The 19194-nt window shown below is 32.2% G+C and carries 38 protein-coding genes; 6 read left to right on the top strand and 32 right to left on the bottom strand.

From position 1 onward, the window contains the following. Positions 1-12 precede the first annotated feature (12 nt). From CEY12_RS06190 to CEY12_RS06180, 3 genes are all read left to right on the top strand, one after another. Positions 13-324, top strand: a complete 312-nt coding sequence (locus CEY12_RS06190; protein ID WP_089026860.1) for a hypothetical protein — start codon at positions 13-15, stop codon at positions 322-324. After that, complete coding sequence (locus CEY12_RS06185) at positions 321-1016, top strand: DUF6808 domain-containing protein (RefSeq protein ID WP_089026859.1); 696 nt, start codon at positions 321-323, stop codon at positions 1014-1016. The genes CEY12_RS06190 and CEY12_RS06185 overlap by 4 nt, the downstream gene beginning before the upstream one ends. A gap of 103 nt (positions 1017-1119) precedes the next feature. Continuing rightward, positions 1120-1677 carry an N-acetylmuramidase family protein gene (locus tag CEY12_RS06180; protein ID WP_089026858.1) on the top strand — a complete coding sequence of 186 codons (558 nt, stop codon included), beginning with the start codon at positions 1120-1122 and terminating at the stop codon, positions 1675-1677. A gap of 53 nt (positions 1678-1730) precedes the next feature. On the opposite strand, the gene CEY12_RS06175 is transcribed toward CEY12_RS06180, so the two are convergent. Further along, the gene (locus CEY12_RS06175; protein ID WP_089026857.1) at positions 1731-2315 is read right to left on the bottom strand and encodes a hypothetical protein; all 585 of its coding nucleotides are present in this window, start codon (positions 2313-2315) and stop codon (positions 1731-1733) included. A 413-nt stretch (positions 2316-2728) separates the two neighbouring features. Between CEY12_RS06175 and CEY12_RS06170 the strand changes: the two genes are divergently transcribed. Together CEY12_RS06170 and CEY12_RS06165 are read left to right on the top strand one after the other, a co-directional pair. Next, on the top strand, positions 2729-3022 hold the full coding sequence (locus tag CEY12_RS06170) for a hypothetical protein (RefSeq protein ID WP_089026856.1): 294 nt from the start codon (positions 2729-2731) through the stop codon (positions 3020-3022). A gap of 87 nt (positions 3023-3109) precedes the next feature. Beyond that, positions 3110-3349, top strand: coding sequence for a hypothetical protein (locus CEY12_RS06165; protein ID WP_089026855.1), 240 nt, complete (start codon positions 3110-3112; stop codon positions 3347-3349). A 23-nt stretch (positions 3350-3372) separates the two neighbouring features. Here CEY12_RS06165 and CEY12_RS06160 read toward each other — a convergent pair whose 3' ends face one another. The 15 genes from CEY12_RS06160 to CEY12_RS06090 form a co-directional block, all read right to left on the bottom strand. Next, complete coding sequence (locus CEY12_RS06160; RefSeq protein WP_089026854.1) at positions 3373-3591, bottom strand: hypothetical protein; 219 nt, start codon at positions 3589-3591, stop codon at positions 3373-3375. 9 nt (positions 3592-3600) lie between these two features. After that, positions 3601-3828 carry a hypothetical protein gene (locus CEY12_RS06155; RefSeq protein WP_089026853.1) on the bottom strand — a complete coding sequence of 76 codons (228 nt, stop codon included), beginning with the start codon at positions 3826-3828 and terminating at the stop codon, positions 3601-3603. Between the two features lie 11 nt (positions 3829-3839). Then, complete coding sequence (locus CEY12_RS06150; protein ID WP_089026852.1) at positions 3840-4199, bottom strand: hypothetical protein; 360 nt, start codon at positions 4197-4199, stop codon at positions 3840-3842. Positions 4200-4245: 46 nt separating this feature from the next. Continuing rightward, positions 4246-4527: a hypothetical protein gene (locus CEY12_RS06145; protein ID WP_089026851.1), complete on the bottom strand. Its 282-nt coding sequence runs from the start codon at positions 4525-4527 to the stop codon at positions 4246-4248. Between the two features lie 3 nt (positions 4528-4530). After that, positions 4531-4965, bottom strand: a complete 435-nt coding sequence (locus CEY12_RS06140; protein WP_089026850.1) for a hypothetical protein — start codon at positions 4963-4965, stop codon at positions 4531-4533. Next, positions 4962-5360: a hypothetical protein gene (locus CEY12_RS06135; protein ID WP_089026849.1), complete on the bottom strand. Its 399-nt coding sequence runs from the start codon at positions 5358-5360 to the stop codon at positions 4962-4964. The genes CEY12_RS06140 and CEY12_RS06135 overlap by 4 nt, the downstream gene beginning before the upstream one ends. 12 nt (positions 5361-5372) lie before the next feature. After that, positions 5373-5714: a hypothetical protein gene (locus CEY12_RS06130; RefSeq protein ID WP_089026848.1), complete on the bottom strand. Its 342-nt coding sequence runs from the start codon at positions 5712-5714 to the stop codon at positions 5373-5375. Beyond that, positions 5708-6151, bottom strand: a complete 444-nt coding sequence (locus CEY12_RS06125) for a hypothetical protein (protein WP_089026847.1) — start codon at positions 6149-6151, stop codon at positions 5708-5710. The genes CEY12_RS06130 and CEY12_RS06125 overlap by 7 nt, the downstream gene beginning before the upstream one ends. Before the next feature lie 2 nt (positions 6152-6153). Beyond that, positions 6154-6492, bottom strand: a complete 339-nt coding sequence (locus CEY12_RS06120) for a hypothetical protein (RefSeq protein WP_089026846.1) — start codon at positions 6490-6492, stop codon at positions 6154-6156. A gap of 50 nt (positions 6493-6542) precedes the next feature. Continuing rightward, complete coding sequence (locus CEY12_RS06115) at positions 6543-7046, bottom strand: hypothetical protein (RefSeq protein ID WP_089026845.1); 504 nt, start codon at positions 7044-7046, stop codon at positions 6543-6545. A gap of 3 nt (positions 7047-7049) precedes the next feature. Further along, positions 7050-7421, bottom strand: a complete 372-nt coding sequence (locus tag CEY12_RS06110; protein ID WP_089026844.1) for a hypothetical protein — start codon at positions 7419-7421, stop codon at positions 7050-7052. Between the two features lie 21 nt (positions 7422-7442). Beyond that, positions 7443-7712, bottom strand: a complete 270-nt coding sequence (locus tag CEY12_RS06105; RefSeq protein ID WP_089026843.1) for a hypothetical protein — start codon at positions 7710-7712, stop codon at positions 7443-7445. Between the two features lie 5 nt (positions 7713-7717). Then, positions 7718-8128 carry a YopX family protein gene (locus CEY12_RS06100; protein ID WP_089026842.1) on the bottom strand — a complete coding sequence of 137 codons (411 nt, stop codon included), beginning with the start codon at positions 8126-8128 and terminating at the stop codon, positions 7718-7720. A gap of 26 nt (positions 8129-8154) precedes the next feature. Beyond that, positions 8155-8400: a hypothetical protein gene (locus CEY12_RS06095; protein WP_089026841.1), complete on the bottom strand. Its 246-nt coding sequence runs from the start codon at positions 8398-8400 to the stop codon at positions 8155-8157. A 71-nt stretch (positions 8401-8471) separates the two neighbouring features. Further along, positions 8472-8825 carry a hypothetical protein gene (locus CEY12_RS06090; RefSeq protein ID WP_089026840.1) on the bottom strand — a complete coding sequence of 118 codons (354 nt, stop codon included), beginning with the start codon at positions 8823-8825 and terminating at the stop codon, positions 8472-8474. A gap of 100 nt (positions 8826-8925) precedes the next feature. Here CEY12_RS06090 and CEY12_RS06085 point away from each other — a divergent pair, with 100 nt between their 5' ends. After that, complete coding sequence (locus CEY12_RS06085) at positions 8926-9141, top strand: hypothetical protein (protein ID WP_089026839.1); 216 nt, start codon at positions 8926-8928, stop codon at positions 9139-9141. Here CEY12_RS06085 and CEY12_RS06080 read toward each other — a convergent pair. The 16 genes from CEY12_RS06080 to CEY12_RS06000 all read right to left on the bottom strand — a co-directional run bounded on the left by CEY12_RS06080 (position 9128) and on the right by CEY12_RS06000 (position 19001). Further along, positions 9128-9370, bottom strand: a complete 243-nt coding sequence (locus CEY12_RS06080) for a hypothetical protein (protein ID WP_157676769.1) — start codon at positions 9368-9370, stop codon at positions 9128-9130. The genes CEY12_RS06085 and CEY12_RS06080 overlap by 14 nt on opposite strands. Positions 9371-9420: 50 nt before the next feature. Next, positions 9421-10341 carry a hypothetical protein gene (locus CEY12_RS06075; protein ID WP_089026837.1) on the bottom strand — a complete coding sequence of 307 codons (921 nt, stop codon included), beginning with the start codon at positions 10339-10341 and terminating at the stop codon, positions 9421-9423. Continuing rightward, entirely contained in the window at positions 10313-11044 is a 732-nt protein-coding gene (locus tag CEY12_RS22505) for a DUF6291 domain-containing protein (RefSeq protein ID WP_185117050.1), read from the bottom strand. Before CEY12_RS22505 ends, CEY12_RS06075 begins: the two co-directional genes overlap by 29 nt. A 140-nt stretch (positions 11045-11184) precedes the next feature. Continuing rightward, entirely contained in the window at positions 11185-12051 is an 867-nt protein-coding gene (locus tag CEY12_RS22450) for a DNA-methyltransferase (RefSeq protein ID WP_172821016.1), read from the bottom strand. Next, positions 12018-13298 (bottom strand): DEAD/DEAH box helicase, encoded by a 1281-nt coding sequence (locus CEY12_RS22445; protein WP_172821015.1) that lies wholly within the window; start codon positions 13296-13298, stop codon positions 12018-12020. The genes CEY12_RS22450 and CEY12_RS22445 overlap by 34 nt, the downstream gene beginning before the upstream one ends. Before the next feature lie 163 nt (positions 13299-13461). Beyond that, the gene (locus CEY12_RS06055) at positions 13462-13773 is read right to left on the bottom strand and encodes a hypothetical protein (RefSeq protein ID WP_089026835.1); all 312 of its coding nucleotides are present in this window, start codon (positions 13771-13773) and stop codon (positions 13462-13464) included. Between the two features lie 13 nt (positions 13774-13786). Further along, positions 13787-14083, bottom strand: a complete 297-nt coding sequence (locus CEY12_RS06050) for a hypothetical protein (protein ID WP_089026834.1) — start codon at positions 14081-14083, stop codon at positions 13787-13789. Further along, complete coding sequence (locus CEY12_RS06045; RefSeq protein WP_089029803.1) at positions 14070-15032, bottom strand: RNA-directed DNA polymerase; 963 nt, start codon at positions 15030-15032, stop codon at positions 14070-14072. Before CEY12_RS06045 ends, CEY12_RS06050 begins: the two co-directional genes overlap by 14 nt. A gap of 211 nt (positions 15033-15243) precedes the next feature. After that, a complete protein-coding gene (locus CEY12_RS06040) occupies positions 15244-15618 on the bottom strand; it encodes a hypothetical protein (protein ID WP_089026833.1) in 375 nt (124 codons plus the stop codon). An 11-nt stretch (positions 15619-15629) separates the two neighbouring features. After that, positions 15630-16085, bottom strand: coding sequence for a hypothetical protein (locus tag CEY12_RS06035; protein WP_089026832.1), 456 nt, complete (start codon positions 16083-16085; stop codon positions 15630-15632). Between the two features lie 22 nt (positions 16086-16107). Beyond that, positions 16108-16380 (bottom strand): HNH endonuclease, encoded by a 273-nt coding sequence (locus tag CEY12_RS06030; protein ID WP_089026831.1) that lies wholly within the window; start codon positions 16378-16380, stop codon positions 16108-16110. A 192-nt stretch (positions 16381-16572) separates the two neighbouring features. Continuing rightward, a complete protein-coding gene (locus CEY12_RS22220) occupies positions 16573-16749 on the bottom strand; it encodes a hypothetical protein (protein WP_157676768.1) in 177 nt (58 codons plus the stop codon). Further along, positions 16746-17423, bottom strand: coding sequence for a YqaJ viral recombinase family protein (locus CEY12_RS06020; protein ID WP_089026829.1), 678 nt, complete (start codon positions 17421-17423; stop codon positions 16746-16748). The genes CEY12_RS22220 and CEY12_RS06020 overlap by 4 nt, the downstream gene beginning before the upstream one ends. Next, on the bottom strand, positions 17420-17944 hold the full coding sequence (locus CEY12_RS06015) for a Rad52/Rad22 family DNA repair protein (protein WP_089026828.1): 525 nt from the start codon (positions 17942-17944) through the stop codon (positions 17420-17422). Before CEY12_RS06015 ends, CEY12_RS06020 begins: the two co-directional genes overlap by 4 nt. 211 nt (positions 17945-18155) lie before the next feature. Then, positions 18156-18335 (bottom strand): hypothetical protein, encoded by a 180-nt coding sequence (locus CEY12_RS06005; protein WP_089026826.1) that lies wholly within the window; start codon positions 18333-18335, stop codon positions 18156-18158. A 336-nt stretch (positions 18336-18671) separates the two neighbouring features. Next, positions 18672-19001, bottom strand: a complete 330-nt coding sequence (locus CEY12_RS06000) for a hypothetical protein (RefSeq protein WP_089026825.1) — start codon at positions 18999-19001, stop codon at positions 18672-18674. Between the last annotated feature and the right edge of the window lie 193 nt (positions 19002-19194).

Below are 19194 nucleotides of genomic sequence, written 5' to 3'. Positions count from 1 at the left end.
ATAAATAATGAAATGGCAAATCCTAACACAAACGAGATCGGTAAAATTCAACAACTTATTACTAAAAATCCTCTTGCATTTGTAGGATCGGTATTTTTCTTAATGTTCTGGATCACTTACTTCATTAACATCAGAAAAAATGAAAGTTCTGAAAAAGCATGGAAAGAATTATACGAAAAAGAGAAAACAGAGAAGGATAAACTAAAAGATGAACTTTTAATGAAAGCGGGTTACATAAAGCAAGAAACAATAAAACAAGCTGACAGTACCTTGCGGGAAAAGACTCAAGAACAAGCAACAACACTATTAAACCAAGCAAAATGAAAAAGAATGCATTTATAGCAGTTTTAGCCTTGATAACAATTGCATTAGTTGCAAATCTTATCGGCGGATGGTTTACTTTAAGTAAAAACGACAGAATTGCAAAAGAATCTGAAAATAGAAGAGATACTATTTATTTGCCTAAATGGATAAATCCGAAAGATAGTACAACCCATGGTACTTTTAAGCAAGAAGAAGGTGAAGTAGTAAAAAACTACATTACCAAAAATTACATGACTTATGTAAGCGATACTCTTGCTCCTGCATTAAATATAGCACAAGAGAAGATCGATGAATTAACCCGGGCAAAATTTACTCTTGAGGGTCAATTAAAGGCAACAAGAACCGAATTGGACGTAAATAAGAAAGCTCGTGTATTCTATGAAAACAAATACCTCCAAATAGTTTCAAATGTTCAGGATAGTACTGTAGATTATAAATATAATGCAGTTGTTGATGTGGTAAAGTATAATGACAAAAAATGGCTTTTTGGTAAAGAGAATACCTATATAGATATTTCGTCTCCAGATAAGAACATGAAAATAAATGGAGTAGAACACTTCAAGAAGAGAATTGATATGAAGCCTAAAAAATGGGGTATAGGTATACAAGCTGGATATTATTATATACCTGCATCTAATCAGTTTTATCCTGGGTTTGGAATTGGAGTTTCTTATAACTTGATTCGACTCTAATGAGTGAAACTCTTTTGAATATGGCAGTTTGTCTGATGCTTTATATGTTAGGTGTTGGTACGGGATTCTGCTTTAAAGTAATAATTGATAAATATTTAGAAAAATGAAAACACTAACAGAGCAAGACTACATAAATGCTGCAAAAGAATTAGGTTGTGAAGTTGCGGCGATTAAGGCAGTATCAGAAGTGGAGGGAAGAGGTTCAGGATTCTTCGCGAATGGGGCACCTAAAATACTATTCGAAAGACATAAATTTTATAAATATACTAACGGGGCTTTTGCACAATCGAATCCTGATTTATGTAATAGAACACCTGGTGGTTACGGCAAAGAATCTGAGCAACATTCTAAGCTTCAAAGAGCTGTTGAACTAAATCGTGACGCCGCTTTGATGTCATGTTCTTGGGGTACTTTTCAGGTGATGGGTGAACATTGGAAAACACTTGGCTATTCTTCAATCCAAGATTTCGTAAATAAAATGTATCGTTCAGAAGCGGATCACCTGGATTCGTTTGTAAGATATATTAAAGCATTTGGATTGACCGGACATCTACGAAATAAAAACTGGGCAGCATTTGCGAAAGGATATAATGGTCCGGGATATAAAGCAAACAATTATGATGTTAAGATGGCTGTAGCCTACAATAAATATAAAAACTAACTAAACAAAATGTGAAGTATTATCTAAAAAGCCCCCTTAGTAGGAGGCTATTTTTATTTTCTATCTGAATTGTTTTTTAATAAATCATTCTCATTTTTTAAGTTATCATATTTATCTCGTAACTCAACCAATTCAATAAATGCATTCTCTGCTGATTGCTTTTGATTATCTACTTCTGACTTTAATTTTTCAATTTCTTCATTGTAAAGTCCATTTAAATGACCATGAAGTGAATTTTGGCTATTCTCATTATTTATCCTTTCGTTGATTTGTCTCGCTATCTCAATTTTAGTTTTTGACATCTCAAAACTGTTATATAATAAATCAATTTTTTGATATAAAATTTGTTGCTGTTGTCCTAAGAAAGCAATGTAAAGAAATAAAATTCCCGCCAATGCCCATAAAGAACCAACACTTCCAGACAAAAAATCCCCGTATAAATTTAAAGTATATCCAGCCTCAGTATTATTTATCACAAAATCATAAAAAGACCAGAAAACAATTAAAATGCCTATGAATACAAGACACCATGCTATAGCAGTATATGTCTCAATTGACGAATCAACTTTTTCTATATTCAATTTAACTCGTGATTCATCTTTTTTAAATTTATTGTATTCAGTTTCTAGTTCATTCATGGTACTTAGTTTTCACTAATATACAAATTATCACAAAATAAAAAAGGAGCCCTTCAAATGAAAGACTCCTATCAAGTAAGTATGATAATTTTAAAAAGTGTTTTCGGTAAAAAGCTTCCCGTTGGAGAGAAGCTTGGTAAGCAAAAATGATGAAATTATTATTAGTTGGAATTACTAATAATCAAATATATAAAGTGTATTTTAGTTTATTTATGATCGAGATCATAGTATTAAGTTGGCACGAATTTTATGTATATTAAATACAATGTAATTTTTTTAACAAGCATTTGTGTTTTTTAGCCTGTCTTCGGATGGGCTTTTTTAATGCCGATGAATCCCAGAAAAATGCATATTGTTACAAATTGTAGCTAAAAATATTTTGAAAGTGTTATAAATTGTATCAATTTTATTGAATGCAAATAAGTGGCGAAATAAAAGAAGTTCTTCATGATCGAATCAAGTTGATTACAAGTCAAAAGAAACAACAAATAGACGTATTTTATACGGCTAGAAACGAACCTTTCGTAAAGAAGTTAGTTACTCGTGAACGTGTAGAATTTAATATTGTATTTGAATCAGTAGAGGTCCAGGGAACTTTTTTAGCAAAAGTTTGGTTATATGATATTATCCATCCAAGACCACCATTGCCTCCAAGCCGTAAAAAAGGTGATGGTGTTGGTACATGGAGAGATCCTAATGCAAAATAAAACTAAAAGAAAAAGGTGTAACGTTTTAATATAAAAACTTGTAATTATCACATTTTTGTGGGTTATTTGTAAACTGAAATTAAAATCATGAAGGAGCCTAAAGAAAAATTTGTATTCACGCTAAGAGACGGAAAAGAAAAAATAGTCGAAGGTGAAGATGTATATGAGGGAATTTATACGATGAACAAGGATATTTATGCGAGACATCCAATAAGGATGATTGAGGAAGTACAAACAATAAACGGAGTAACATTATTTCAGGTTACAAACCCTGAAGATAATAACGAAGTAGCAGCATACTATACTGCATTTACTGGATATCAATAAAGCCCATATAATTGGGCTTTATTTTATTTAGGCATTGTTACTCTCTTACCATTGAGGGCTTGAAATATTAATATTTTCTTCCTTGCTACCATGTTATAAAGAAACTCATTTCTTTCCTGAATTGACAAGTTTAAAATATGATCGAAGGATCCCATATGTACTCCATTAGCCCCGCCGTCCTTTTTAAATTGTTCTTTGGTTATCTCAATTATTTTCGCTTCTATTTCCTCTATGTTTTCCATGAGGTAAAGTTAGTGATTATCATAATCTCTTCCAACGAAATAACCGAACATAAAGAAATCCAGAGGGTTTATGTCTTGTTCGTCTTTTCGAGTAAATTCTATAAGAGAGTCGTTCTGTCCTCGGACAATATTAATGTCATGAGTCGCTCTTATTCCCTTTCCGAGCATTAAAGTTTTTAAAGCTCCGATAACACCAAGAATGAAAGAGTTCTGTTGTTTTATTCTGATCTTTTTCATAATTCAATTTATTAAGCGTAATCCAAGCAAACAACCTTTCCATTATACCACCCTAGATTATCTTTTTTACAGTCATTTTTACAATAATGAAAGAAAAACTCTTTCTGTTCTTTTGATGGTTCAGACTCAAACTCTTCACATCTAGCTTGTATCTGTAATAATCCGAATAAGAAACAGAAATAGGAAGGCGAGATATTTTCTAAATGCTCTTTTTGATGTTTTCTTATGTATTTGTAATTTGATCTCTCTTTCCAGTTGTCACAACATCCTCGCAGAAATTCATAATGACTTAATTGTACAGTTGGAAACTTAAAAGCAAATCTTCCTACTAAGATTACAGTTCTTGTTAATCCTTTGTAACTTATTTTCATGCTAATTTAGTTTTGTTTTAGTGTTTGGGGTTGTGGGTTTCCGTAATTAAACGATCCAATCTCCATTTCTCTTCACGAATTGTGATCTTTCTATTGTAATAACCTCGCCAGTATCTTCATCGATACAATTTTCTTTCCAGGTAATTTTACCCATTAAAACTGATTCCTTACTTTTACCTCTTCCTATCTCAATATAAGTCTCTGAATATTGTTGCTCTTGATCAGTAATAAGTAGTGATTGCAAGAACAGATCTCGGTTTTGTTGATTGATAGATTTTATTCTATCTTCGTTTTTCTTAATCCTATTTTCAATTTGCTTTCTTGTCATCTTTTACAGTATTTCAAATATTAAAGTTTTATCAGGGTTGAAAGTGCGGGATTCGGCTTCATCGAATCTTTTGTTTAAACCTTCCCACGATGTAGTCATTAACGCCTCGTAGCTTCCTTGTTTTGGATAATTAATAGGATTCTCACCCCAATAATACCCTTTTGATTCTATAGCACACATAAAAGACTGTATGGCACTTTTAAAATATCCTGTTTGGCTTCCTGTATAATTCTTAAACCAGAATTCAGTTTTAGTTAATCCATAAATTCGATTTATTCTCTTTATTAAGCATCTTGCAAGATCCTCTGTAAGCTCTGAGCCTGAACATATTTTTTTCAACGGTTCATTATTCCGTGAGTAAATATCTAACGTTTCAAGACTTTCATCAATTTCCACAACAAGAAGTCTTTTCTCTAAATCTAATTCTACGCTTTTCATTTCCCTTCTTTTATAGTTAGCTCAGATCCAGTTAAGGCGAAAAATAGATTTTGAAGAGAATGAACATCCTCTAATTCTTTAAACTTTGCCCAGCCTCCGCTTTTAAATTCATAAGCAAATGATTTTTGGAATTTCCCTAAAATACTGGGAAAGGTTAAAACAAAATCATTATTGCTTACATCTATTCCAATGTATCCAGTTTTATAATCTTTATTGAAGCCTAATTTTAATAACCACTCTTCGGTTAGTTCAATGGGATATATCCTATCATATGAGTTATTAACAATTAATATTTCAAAATTCTTTTGAGTTAACTCTAACAAGTCACCAACCGTACTATATCCATTATTTATACACACATAATTTCCTATTCTCAATTCTTCTGGCTTTATCATCTTATTTTGTTTTTAAAGTTGCTGATTGTATATTTCATTGGCTTTTTCGATAGCCCATTTTAATGATTCTTGCCTGGTCTTGAAAAAATCATTGTAAGTATGTTGTTTCTTTTTATAGAATACCTCAGAGTCAAATTCTGGCCTATCTATTCCTGCGCTGGAACACCAATTTTGAATATAAATACCGACAGAGTCAAACCATTCAAGGAAAAAAGCATTTAAAACTATATCTCCAGATCGGTAGATCATGCTCAATAAATTTTCATCCCAGTATCTATCTTGTATATCTTCTCTCTTTCTAATTAATGGTATGTACCATTTTTCAAAATCTTCTTTAGCTTTTCCTGTTAACATGATTTCTGATTTAAAGTTGCTTTGTTGATATACAGATCTTCCGGCAATTGGAAAATATTGAAGTGCCACGATAATAACATTTGAGCTGTTTTATAACTCATGTCGACTTCAAATAAAGCTTCTTTAAAGCTTAATATATACTTTTCATCCATTTTAGTTAGATCAAAGTGATATTCTTCCAAAACTTTACGAAGTGGAATAAACTTTTCCCCCTCATGCTCTATCTCCTGGGTTAACATGTCTAAGGGATAAAGGATAGGTTTAACCTTTTTTGCCTCGTAATATGGATTATTATTTAATATTAGCCTTTCTGAAGGGTAACAATTAATTGAATCCAATTTTATAACAGAATTATCCCATCCTATTGTTATTTGAAAATTCAGTCCATACGGCAGATATGCTGAGTATATTTTTAGTTGTTCTTCTTTAGTTTTCATGGCTATTTTTTAATTATTTTGATTATATATCTTATCAGCGCTTCAGCCCTATCTTTGGAAAGTTTTAAATCCTTTTTGAAAGTTATTGCTAGTTTATTGCTGGTAAAACCGTATGATGCAAAAGGCTGAGCTGTAGAAAGCATATCCATAAGTCCTTTATCCAACTTAATAGCACTAATCATTTCTCTTACATCTCCATAAGCATAATGTTTCCACTCTAAAATGATGCTTTGATACATTCTGTCATCGCGATAAACTACTTGCTTTAACTGGACTTTTTGAAAAAATTTAAAATCATTTATAAAATCAAACTCAGTGGTGTAAATATCTTCTTTAGTCATTGTTTTGTTTTTATTGGTTAATTACCATTTTGCCGATGTCGGGTATATGGTTAAAGTCCTATTTGTTTTAAGGTGGAAGGGGTTAACTTAATTTCCAAAGGTGCGTAAGCTAAAGCCTCAATTGTTTTTCCCATTAAATCACCACCGCCTATTCCTAAACTATCTTCAATCGAAAATTGACAATTGTCTAAATAGATGGTTAACCCTAATTCTACATTAAAAACTGTGTTTAATGATCCTATTTCAAATCCATCAAACAGAACCTTTTCTTTTGCTTCAATGTATTTTTTTCGGTGACGCTCCCAATTTGAAAAATCTTCCTCATTATTACTAAATGGTTCGCGTCCCAAAATCGGCTCACTTAAAACGTTGCACTCTTCGTCACAAGGAACAAACATTCCAAGGGTTAAAGGCTGTTTGAGAAACTTAGCATAGTTCATTACATTCTGCATGTATTCAACTTGACAATGAAGAAAATCACTTTGATCTTCAAAATAACCAACGGGCTTTTCAAATTGTAGGACGAAATCAGTCATTGATATTAGCTTTTCCATAATTTATTCAGTCTTTAGTTTGAAATTATGAGAGGTGGAATAATTTATTTCATTTCTAACAGAAGCATCTTTTATAGCTTCCTGTATGCCGTTTTCTCCTAATTTAGTATTGAAGTATAATAAAATAGTTGAAAGCATTCCGATAGCTGACTCCTTACCAAGTCGCATTGCTTGATGTGGTGCTCTGCCAGATGAAACCGGATTTTCAACGGAAAAAATAAATGTTTCATCTTCCAACATTACCACAGACATTAGTCTATTATCTTTATATTCCGCTTTAAGGAAATCAACAATATTTAATTCTTTTTGCTCTGATGTACCAAATCCGATTGTGGCTTTTCCATAATTTTCGTTTTGTTCTAATGTATTCTCCATAATGTATTTATATTTGGTATATTATTTAATATTATCTAGCCATGTGTCAGCCCATTCTATGACATCGGTAATAATATTAAGGCGTTTTTCTTCAATTGTTACACGGAATCGCATTGCTTCACACCTGAATACACCTTTATCATCTTTGTAAATATTAATTGCGCCATTATCACCAGCTGCAGAACACGCCTTGCCTTCGCTTAGTATGTTTTGTATTTCAGAAGAGTCATTTATATATTCAAACTCAGTTCTGGATTTTTTTACTCCTTTTAAATTTTCTAGTATTGCCATTGTATTTAATTTTTGTTATTTAGTAGTTCGGGGTTAGAGTGGATGTTGCCGATGACCTCAGTTTCTTGGTAATAGCTTGAATGAGCCCAGTCTACAGCTTCGGAACCAGGTGATTTTAAAGCAAACGCAGCATCTTCCCAAACTACATATGATTTCTCCACATTGGGGTGCCAATCATTTCCAATTCGGACTTCTCCATTAGTTCTTGTTAGAATGTCTCCCTCATATATCTCTACTCCGTTTTTGTCTTTTAAGCCTGTGTATTGGCCTACTGTTTCACTCTTTACGGCTTCTGCACCATTTGGTTGAGTGAAAATGTAATGAACATATCCATCCTCTTCTGAGCATCCGAAATATCCACCTATTACAAATTCATTTGAATTGATTTTTTGTCCTCTAAATTTTATTTCTCTCATGATTGTTTATTTAGTTCGTTAAGTAGTTAAAGTCTGTCACCTTCAGTGTCGCCAGAAGTATCAGGTGTAATAAATTTATCTGTACCCTCTTTTTCTTCGAAAGAAATTCGGTAACCTTTTTTCTCGTATCGATCTGTTTCTGTATATATATATTTACTTGTAACAGCGGTTACTTTAGATCCTCGATGCATTTCACCGACTAGATTGGCTTCTAAGTATCTTCTATCAAAAGCATTTGCAGCGCCAGATCTTTTTTTATTGTTGTTTTCCATAATATTTTGATTTTTTAGAGTTATTAAAAAAGCCTTTTTACAACATGCTTAGGTTGGCTTTAACATAAAATCTATTTTACTTTTAAGCCTAGACTCTTTAAAAAATCTCTTTGAATAGAGCTTAACTTTCTTAATTGCTTAAATCCTAAATTGTTTCTCTTGAAAATCTCACTGTAAATCTTTTGAGAAAATGGATCAGGATAATAAGTTTCTTCAATCTCTTGGTCATTCAACTTTGCGAATTGTAAAAGCTCTTCGTTTGTCATTTTTTCTAAAACTGCTTTTATTTGATCAGGTGAGGAAACTTTTAATATCGAATAAAGGTTTTCATCAAGATTCGCAAACTTCTCATCTATTAACTTCTTGTCCTCTTCTGTTAAAGTGACTTCAAGTCCACTGCTTAGTTTTATTGTAATTGTTTTCATTTTGCTTGATTTGATTTTTCAAATATATAACAAATGTAATATATTGACCAAATAAAATATATATCAATTGTAATATATTTTTTTTTATTACTTTTGCTTTATGAGTTTGAAAGATTTTTTAGATAACAATCCAATTATTAACATGTCGCAACTTTCTAATGAAATGTGGCCTGATAATAAAAATGCTCGTATTAAGCTATATAATAAACTCAATGAAAAAATCTCAGGTAGTGGAACGCAAAGAATCACAGATAAAGATCTCGAGGATGCTAAACGCGTTCTAAATAAACTTGCCGATGAAATTAAGAAACTTTAGATTTTCCAATTCCTGTAAAATTCTTAAGATGATTCTTTACAGAAGCGTGACTTTTTAATCCAAGCATGTCTCCAATTTCTGCCAATGTATGACCTTCTTTCCATCTGTCAAAACAAAATTTTTGAACTTCTAGCGCTACTTGACCTCTGTATCTCTTACCAGGAATTTTCATTGAAAACTCATAGCCTTGCTCTTTAAATGTCAGTGTTGAATTATAAGATAGTTTCATGTTCTCTCTGTTTGATTTAAACACTTGTATTAAGCTTTCTAACTCTGGGCTCATTTTCTTAAACTTTCACCCTTTAATTCGATAATATTATACATTTCGAATAACCTATCGTAGTTCCTCTCGCCATATCTATTTGCAAATGCTTCCAGAGTTGAATCAACAGTTTCACCTTCGTAATTCAGACTGATAATTGTTTTTGCCTTGTTGGAGTATCTTTTTTCAAATATTAATTTGAATAATTCTACCTTTCCAAAATTACTCGCAACTTTCTCGGTCATTACATCATCATAATATCGAAAACCTTTGGAATGCTTTTTCCAGAACTGATCCCATATATAGTCTTCATCAGAATGCTCGTTTCTTTTGATACCTTCAAATTCACTTACTACATCATTGGTAGTGGAAAAACCGAAGTATATTTCATACCACATTAGTAATTCAAATTCTCCAAGCTTATTTTTAACATGCAATTCATTATTTCTAGCATATTTAAAAACCTCATGAAAAGTTTTGATAATTGATGTCTTCCCAATACCATAAGATCCAATAATCATAATACCTTTATTTAAGTCAGGCATGCTTTTGAAAGTTCCATCTGGATTTTTACACAATAATGGAGATTTATAAAAATTTCTATTGCCAATAAAGTAGAGCGCTAATGTTCTTGCTAGTTTTCTGCTTTCGAAATCATTATGAGACTCATCAAATTCCCTAATATTCACAAACTTGTAATTGTCTACAAAGACTTCATACAGGTGTTCGGGATCTATTGGCTTTAATTCGGGTTTTACTATTTCTTGCTCTGGCTTCCGGCTATTTACAAATTCAGTAAATCTTTCACCGTATTCTTTAAAATCTTCCAAGTACTTTTTAGCCAAAGGATGATCAGGGTAAATTTTTAAAATGGCATCAATCGCAGCACTTTTACGTGGAGGAATGAATTTACCTTCTTCTTGCTTGTGAACTTCCATTATTGTTGAAATTATTAATTGCTTTTAAATGTGGAATTGCATTACGCAACTTGTTTTTATAGCCTTTAATTGGCTTGCCGTACCCATCTTTCCATCCAGAGTCCTTCCAGGTATTATATTTTGATTCCACAGCAAAGGAAAAAGGCGTAAAATCAATTTTTAATTCATTCTGATAGATTTCTTTAGCCCATTGCATAAAAGTGTTAAGATCGGGTGGATTTTCCTTTTCTTTTTTTGCGGAACTTTTTTCTTTTTCTTCAGATTCAGAGTTTACTGGAATTGAAAAATTTAAATGCTCTTCTTGAAATAAATTTTCTTGCTTTTCCCCTTGGGGAATAAAAGGGGTATTACTTTTACTTTCTTCTTTTACTTTCTCTTTTTCTTTTACATTCTCTTTAGGTTCTGGTTTGGTTTCTGTTTGGTTTCGGTTTGGTTTTTGTTTGGTTTCTTCTTGGTTATGGTTAGGTTTTTCTTTTGGAGGTCTTCCCCCGCTTTTACCATTCATAAATTTCTGATTATTAGCATCTATCTGTGGTTTGATTAAAGTAAATATAGCTCTGGCTACAGGCTTTAGATTATCAGTTGTTACTCCATTTAAGCCATACTCCATTATGGCTGTAAGTACGTCTCCCTGAATATCTCTCGGCAGATCTTTAATTCCTTCGTAGAAGCTTCGGTAAAAAACAAATCCGTCTCTTTCCATATCTTCTTAATATATATTTTCAAAACTTTTACGGTATAGAAAAGATTCATCACTTCTTTTCTTTCAATTTTTTCTGATCATCCGGCTTTTTACACACTCTTCAATTTTTGCGGAGTCAGTAATCTTCTTTTATTAAAATCTTAGAATAATTGCAATTGATTTTTCTTATCCCATGCGATTTTTAAATTCTTTTCTAATTGATTGAAATAGGATTTTTTTAATTCAATTAGGATAGGTCGTCTATTTAAATCTATTGACTCTACGCCCTCACTGCCTATTCCTCCGAATGGGCTTAAAACCGTTTCACCCTCGTTACTCCATAAATGCAAACAACGTCTGATTGTTTCTAATTGTAGGGGACAAATATGTTTTTCATCTTTATTATCTCTAGCACTTCGATATTGAAGAGTGTCAGAATAATTGATGTCATTCCAAACAGGCGAAGCATATTTTTGCCATAGATTTACAGGCAAATAATTTTCTTTAGTATGATCTTTATCCTGATGTATAATTGGGACTTCATTTTCTCCTGAATTTCTAAAAACTAGAATATAATCAGGGATTCCAGTTCGGCTCATAACTGCATCTTTCTTTATCGTTTTATGAAGTAATCCGACTGACTTAGTTCTTGTCATTTCTACCACTGGATCCTTCCAAATTGTAATCCTATCATGATAAATAAATCCATAATCCTGGAAAGCCTGAATTAACATTCCAGAAAAGTCCCTAAGGCCTACGAATCCCTCTTTACCTTTCATAATTGGCAAGTCCATACAATGTATTGCTACCAGCCTTCCTGATTTTACTACTCTTTTTAGCTGCTCAATTAGAAACTTGAAATGAGTAAAGAATTCTTTATAATTCTTTGAATTTCCCATATCTCTAATGTCATCAGAGTAAACAAATAACTCAGCGAAAGGAGGGCTAAATATTGAAAAATCAATACTATTATCTTCTAACTTGGAAACTTCTTCTACGCAGTCTCCATAAATTGCTTTGTATTCCATATGTTTTGATTTTTGATCATTATTTGTTGCATTGCTTTAAATTGTTCTTCCTTATTTTTTATTGTGGCAACAACGTTTTGCATTGTATCAGTTGTAATGATGTTAATGTTAACTTGATTTTTTTGTCCGAAACGGTGACTACGTCTTATAGATTGGTACAAACTTTCAAATGAGAAATCTAGACTCATGAATATTTGACTTGCACAATTTTGAAAATTTAAACCATACTGAGCTATTTTAGATTTAGTCACTAAAACTCTAAATTCATTATTTGAAAATGCTAAAAGCTTTTCTGCTTTTGCTTCCGGATTATCAGATCCAGAAACTTCAATTGCACCATCAATCATTTTAGTAACTTCTGCGCTTTCTTCATTATGCTTTACCCAAACAATATGATTTGTTTTTATTTGTGCTAATTCTGCAGCTTGTTCAATTCTTTGTTTTTTAGTTCTTCTTAATTCACTATTAAAATCAGTTGCAGATACTGCCAGATCATTGAAAAGTAAACCGTTATTTAATTTTTCAGTTTCTATTTTGTGTTCTGTGTAATTAATTTCAGACAGGTCATAACCTGCCATTTCAAATCCAATATCCTGAGGTTTTGTAAGCATTAACGCCCATGAAGAAATTGATTGATAAAACTTATCGATTGCGTGACCTTTCAATCTCCATTTGCTTGTATGGTCCTGATCATTTATGAAATAAGTTGCCAACATTTCTAATCTTGATTGATAGTTCAAGAATTCAGAATGATTACCTAACTCCATAGGATCATTAGGTGATGGAGTTGCCGTAAAAGCAAACTTAAAATCAGAATCTTTGAAGTAATCGAATATTTGTTTTTTTACTTTTCCTTCAAAATTTTTCATAATCGAGCTTTCGTCTACAATCAAAGAAGAAAATTCTCTTGGATCAATATTATGCAGATTTTCAAAATTTGTTATAACAACTTTATCTAAATCAAATCCGAACTTTTCAGCTTCTCTTTTCGTTTGAGCAACTACAACTAATGGAGCTAGGATTAAAGCTTTTTTATTAGTTTTTCTCACGGTTTGTGTAGCTGTTTCAAGTTCCATTATGGTTTTACCTAATCCACAATCTGCGAATACTCCATGCTTTGCTTTTGCAATATTTCTTTCAACAATAAATTGCTGAAAAGGAAATAGGTTTGAATTCATCTCAAATGGTGAAAAGCCTTTATGTGTATGGACTTTTGTTTTTTTCTTTAGAAATTCTTGATAATTCATCTTCTATAATTGTTTGTGCTATATTGTGTGCATAATCGCTTTTTTTTGCTTCTACTTCTTTAAAGTAATTTTTTATCATAGGAATAGAAATAGTGAACTTTGAAGCATAAGACCCAATATAATATTCAATTCCCTTATATATAAATGCCATCTCATTATGATGTTAACATTCTTCAAGTTTGTATTTTTGAAGATTTACAGATTCATTATTTTCATGAAATGTTTTATTAATGAAATCCAATTCTTCTTGAAAAACAAATGGAGAACGAAGCTTTATAAATCTGTACCAAATTCCATCTACTAAAGCGTGCCTGTTAAAATCTAAATACATGAAATCAGTTTGCCTATTATGGAATTGTTCCATTGATTTGTAAGTATTAAATTCTTTGCTCTTCAATTCAGTTCCACCTTCGTAATAATCCAATTTGAATGAGGTAGCATTTTCTATGTTTATTCTCTTTTTGAATTTTTTCATTTTTCATTTAGTTTTATGTGAATTGAAACATTTGATCTTCTTGAATAATAGTCGTAGTGAATGGAAAGTTTTCTTTTGATACCTGCTCAATCATGTTCATTAATATTTTTGATCCCGTGAATATCACTTCCTTTTCTCCTTTTCGACTTATCTGCAATGTCAGATACTTTGTTCCTGGTTTCTTTTCTGATTCTTTAATTTTATAATCGTGAACTATAATTTCAGTGTTTAATATTTTATTTATTCTAACTTTTTCTCCAATAAATGATGTTAAAATCGTTTTGATATTTAAATCTTTAAAGTGTTTCATGAGGTATTAGTTTTTTAAGTAAGTTTTTAGAATTGCAATGCTTTGTCCACCCCTTATATGATGCTATTGATTCACTTTTAGGATTCGTCTTGAGCATTCTTGCAAATCGTTTTTTTATTGATTTTCGAAGCAAAGTATGTGAATGAAAATGTTTATATCCAACAAAATCAATTCCTCTAACTTTAACTGGAAATACTTGCCAATTCTCTTTCACTTGAAGTTTTAAGTTAATTTCAAAGTAGCTTTTGATTAGGTACAGAATTCGATGAAGTACTTCCTTGTCTCTATTCAAGATCACAATATCATCTGCATACCTGAAATAATACTTTGCCTTCAATCTTTCCTTAATCCAGTGGTCAAAATATGTTAGATAGAAATTTGCAAAATATTGACTTAAATAATTACCTATTGGTAATCCAGGCGAGCTATCAATAATCTCATCCAACAACCATAATAAATCTTGATCTTTAAATTTTCTTCTCAAAAGTGATTTCAAAATGTCATGGTCAACATTTGGATAAAACTTCTTAATATCAAGTTTCAAACAAAAGGTCGTTTCTTCTTCATTCTTCAACGCCTTTCTTAAATTAAATGAAGCAGCATGAATTCCCTTTCCTTTAATACAACTGTAAGAATCAGCAGTGAAAACATTTAGAAATATTGGTTCTAAAATATTCATTATTGCATGATGGCAAATTCTATCCGGGAAATATGGGAGCTTGTAAACTTCTCTTTCTTTAGGTTCGTATACTTTAAACACACTATAATTTGAAGTTTTATAAGTCTTGCTAATTAAAATATCATTAAGGCTTGCAATATTTCTTTCTTTATTCTTATTATGAGCTATAACCCCATATTGTTTAGACTTTCCTTTTTGTGCCTTTCCATCTGCTAGGATTAAGTTTTCTAAACTTGTGATTTTCTGAAATAAACTTCCGGCTCTTTTCATATCCTTTGCTTTTTGTAAAGTCGTCTTCAATTTCATTACCAACGCCTTTAAAATTTTGTTGTTTTTTACCAAGTGGTATGGTCTGCGATGTAAATGTTTTGCAAATTCGAGAGCTGACATTCGAATTCGTATTCCAGTTATCGTAGTCGTTGTACGAGAAACCTGAACCTGAAGAAGAACTACAACTACAACATCACACAACCTTTAATATTTATTCTAGTAAGAAGTAGTCTTTATAAAGATCTATGAACGTTTCACCTACATACTTTGCCAACTCGTAAGTTTTAAAGCAAAGGCGAGAGCAGACAGCCGAAGCCGTATACCAGCCAACGAAGTCGTAGTACGAGAAACCCGAACCCGAAGAAGAACCCATATTGAACCATGGGTAATACTTTCTTTCTTCCCAGTTGTTCCAGTTAGGTTTCCAACCTTCATTTATAGCTTCCGTAATGATCACTAACTTATAATGTGATACAAGCGCTTTTTGCTGGTTTTCGGGAAGCATTGAAACTTCAGGTACCGTTGGTTCGATACCTAATAATTGACAAGCGTCTTCAAAGCTTTTAATTTTTTCTGTGATATTCATTTTTGGAAATTTTAGATTGTCATGTATTGTTTGTAGATTTCGGTAAATTGCTTTCCTGCATATTCTGCAAGTTCACGAGACTTGAAGCAAAGGCGAGAGCCGACAGCCGAACGCGCATTCCAGCCACCGTAGCCGCCGTACGAGAAACCCGAACCCGAAGAAGAACCCATATTGAACCATGGAAAGTATTTGTATTGTTTTGAATTAGTCCAATCGGGAATCCATCCCTCATTTAAAGCTTTGACAATTAATTTAATTTGTCTGTAAGCAACTTCATCAGCACTTAAATCTTCGTTTTCCTCGTCAAAATCATCCTCATCAATTTCAAGTATATTAAGCACTTCAGAAAATGATTTAATTCTTTCTTTGATGTCTTTTGGTTTTTCCTTGAATGAAACCACACCTGTAGTTGTGTCAAATTTTTCGATTTCGAATCCTTTGGGAATTTCGATTTTTAATGTTTCCATATTTTAAATATTAATTTTATTGTTAAAGTGTATTTATAGATTTAATTTTTTTAAAATGTATCTTAGATAGATAGTCTTTGCTGAATTTCTCATCGTGTGCCATATCGTGACAAACACGACATAAGGCAATTAAGTTTTCAACATGATCCTGTTCCTCCTTTCTTTTCTTACCAAATTTTGATCTTGGAATTATATGATGTATATCTACAGCCCTGTTGGCGCAAACCTCGCATGGAATATTTTGTTCATCGTGAGGTTTGAAAAACTGTAGATAATTTTTAGTGTGTTTCTGCATGGATTCTGTATAATAATATTCTATTGTGTTTTACTAGATCTTCATTTAATACTTTAAGATTTAGCTTATTTTCTTTTATAGTATCACAAACACGATTATAACTGTGAATTTTATTGTTAGCTTTATGTTTGTTTGCTATCTGCTGGAGATCATCAATGTGATTTCTAACTTCTTTAATTCTGTGGTAGAGATTCATGGCTTATAAACTTTAATGTTTTTACTTGGGTTTGGAAGCTCCATGTAATAATCCATGTCGTAAGTAAAATTCTTTCGTGTGGATTTCATTTCTGACTTCGTGAGGACTTTGTGTAGCTTGGCTAAATACCAGCTTGCAAAGTTTTGGTGATCTTCTTTGTCGTAGACTTTCATTTTTCATTTATTGTTTTTAGTATTAGTTCTTTGTAGTCTTTTCCGGCTTTAGCTTTGATTAAAAGCCTTTCTATGTACTCGTCATCTTTTGGAACGTGGATGTAATGCTCGTGCAGTTTATCATTGTAAAAACGATTATCGTAACTCATGAAAATACATTCATCTGTTTTAGTTAAATACATATTACTCTGCATTTGTCCGTAATATTTTGGCAGATGTATTTTCACATCTTCTGGGGTTAGAAAAGTCAAATGTTCCAAGTGAGTATCGGAGTTCGGACATTTTATTTCCGCAGACTTTTTAAGCGCCTTCATTATTACATCTGGCGTTCCTCCCAAATTGTACTCGTCATCATAGAAGAAGACAAAACCATTATTTGAAGTGTAGATAAAATCATCATCTTCAATTGATTTACCCAAGTGCTTTGCTAGTTCAAGCACTGCAAATGGTTCGGTGGTTTTACCGTGTTCCATTGCATGATTGTATTGCGGTAATGGTGGCGGTGCTAAAACAGATGCAGCGCATTTTCTAACGTAAGTTTTTGCACCCACTGATAATATTTCTGCTTTATTTTTGGGCTCTGGCATTAGCGCTGATGATTCACTAGATGTAAAATATGGTGCTCTGAAATTCAGCCATAATTCTTCTGTCTCAAAAACTGCGTACCGTATCATAAGGCCATTTTATCAGCGTTTGATTTACCAGAAGGAATTTCATTTACTACTTCAACATCTTTAAAGTCGGCAGGAGCATAAACATCTTGTGCAATACCCAGTTCAGCAGCACATTTCTTTAATGCATCAGTGGCGGCGGCTTTCATATCATTACCAATTGATAATGGTACTGTTGTACCTTTTTTAAACATGATGTCCTTGTTGCCATATTGCATTTTTACAATAGTGTTGCCGTTTGATCTGCATGTTAATTTGCCTTTTACGATCACTTCACCTGCTTCAATTAAAATTTGCTCTGAAACGATCTCGAAATCCCAATTCCAACCAAACAACATATTAAGCTGTTTTTTCATGTAAGAACCTGAAACATAAGTCCATGTGCCACCACCTTTCGCGGGTCTATTTTTTTTTGCTTTCGCTGGTGTTTTACCGATTACTGTATTAAGTTGATCAACGGACAAAATCAAATCTTTTGTTTTACTGATGTCAGCAGTCGTAATCATTATTGTTTTGTTTTCCATGAGCTTAGTTTTTAGAAATTAATAACCAGTATTCATCACCTAATCTGTTATCTAAAAAAGAAAGTCCAATAGGTGAGTGTATCGTAATTGCCGTCTTTAATTGTCGTAACCAAAAAGGGGCAGTATTCAAATCGGCTTTATTAACAATCTCTTTTCGTTTGTTAATAGTTTCGGTGAAATATGTATCTATTGTCATATATTGTGTGTTTGTTTATTTTGCTAATTGTCTTGCCATTGCTTCAAGTGCATCGATTTTAGCCTTTCGGCTGGCGGTAGATAATCCCACCTTGCTACCGCCATTCTGCTTTTTGGAAGCGTTTTTTTGTTCGAGAAACCGATATATATGTTCAATCGGTATTTGCTCTAATATTTTTGTGCTTAAACTTTTCATGCTGATTTTCGTAATTTGATTGCTTCTATTTTTGCGATAGTACAAAGCACTGTCGCTCTAAAATTCATCGCTGTAAACCATTCAATGTATTTCTGGTGAGAGATAAACCTGTTTTTAAATCTGTTCTTTAATCTCATTTTGGTCTATTTATATATTCAACAAATTCATCATAAAACACCCTAAAGAATCCGAATAAAAAAGTACCTGATAGGGCATAAATTGAAAGTGAAAGATTCAATTTGTTTTCACATGTATTTCTATCTATATCATACATGACAACTAGTAGAGTAGTGGCGATCAAAATGTTTAATAATGTTTTCATATTGTGTTTTTTGGTTATTGAATTTGGTTTTCTCTGTTCATTTTGCGTTGATTGTCTGCAAAGTCATATTCATCATCATTATTGCTAGACCTATAATTAACATCAAGGTAATTTTCAATCGCTTTTTCAAGATTTGGGCTGATTTTAGAAATTTCATCACCTTCATCTGTTAGGCAAAATCTTGAATCAGTAAAATCAATGCATATAGTTGATGTTATCTGTAAATAGCCTGTATATGCACCAAGAGAAGCGTTAAAATCAACTTCACCTGTGATAAAGTTCTCATTAGCCAATCTTTGAAAGGCAATTGATTCAAGCTGAGATATTGATGTTAATGTTTGCATGATTGTGTAATTTTAGTTTGAAAAGATTTGTTTCTTGTTGTACCCTTTTGACTTATAGAAGTCAACAGCAAATGAGTCTCGAAGTCTTACCGATTTGCCCTGTCTGTGATTTTCAACAAGATTTTGAACTTGTCTTTCAGATAAATCGATTTTAACTGCTAATTCTCTGCGAAAAACTTTATCGGTTTCTATT

It is taken from the genome of Chryseobacterium sp. T16E-39 (genome assembly GCF_002216065.1).
In the GTDB taxonomy this organism is placed as follows: domain Bacteria; phylum Bacteroidota; class Bacteroidia; order Flavobacteriales; family Weeksellaceae; genus Chryseobacterium.
This window is presented reverse-complemented; position numbering and strand designations above follow the sequence as displayed.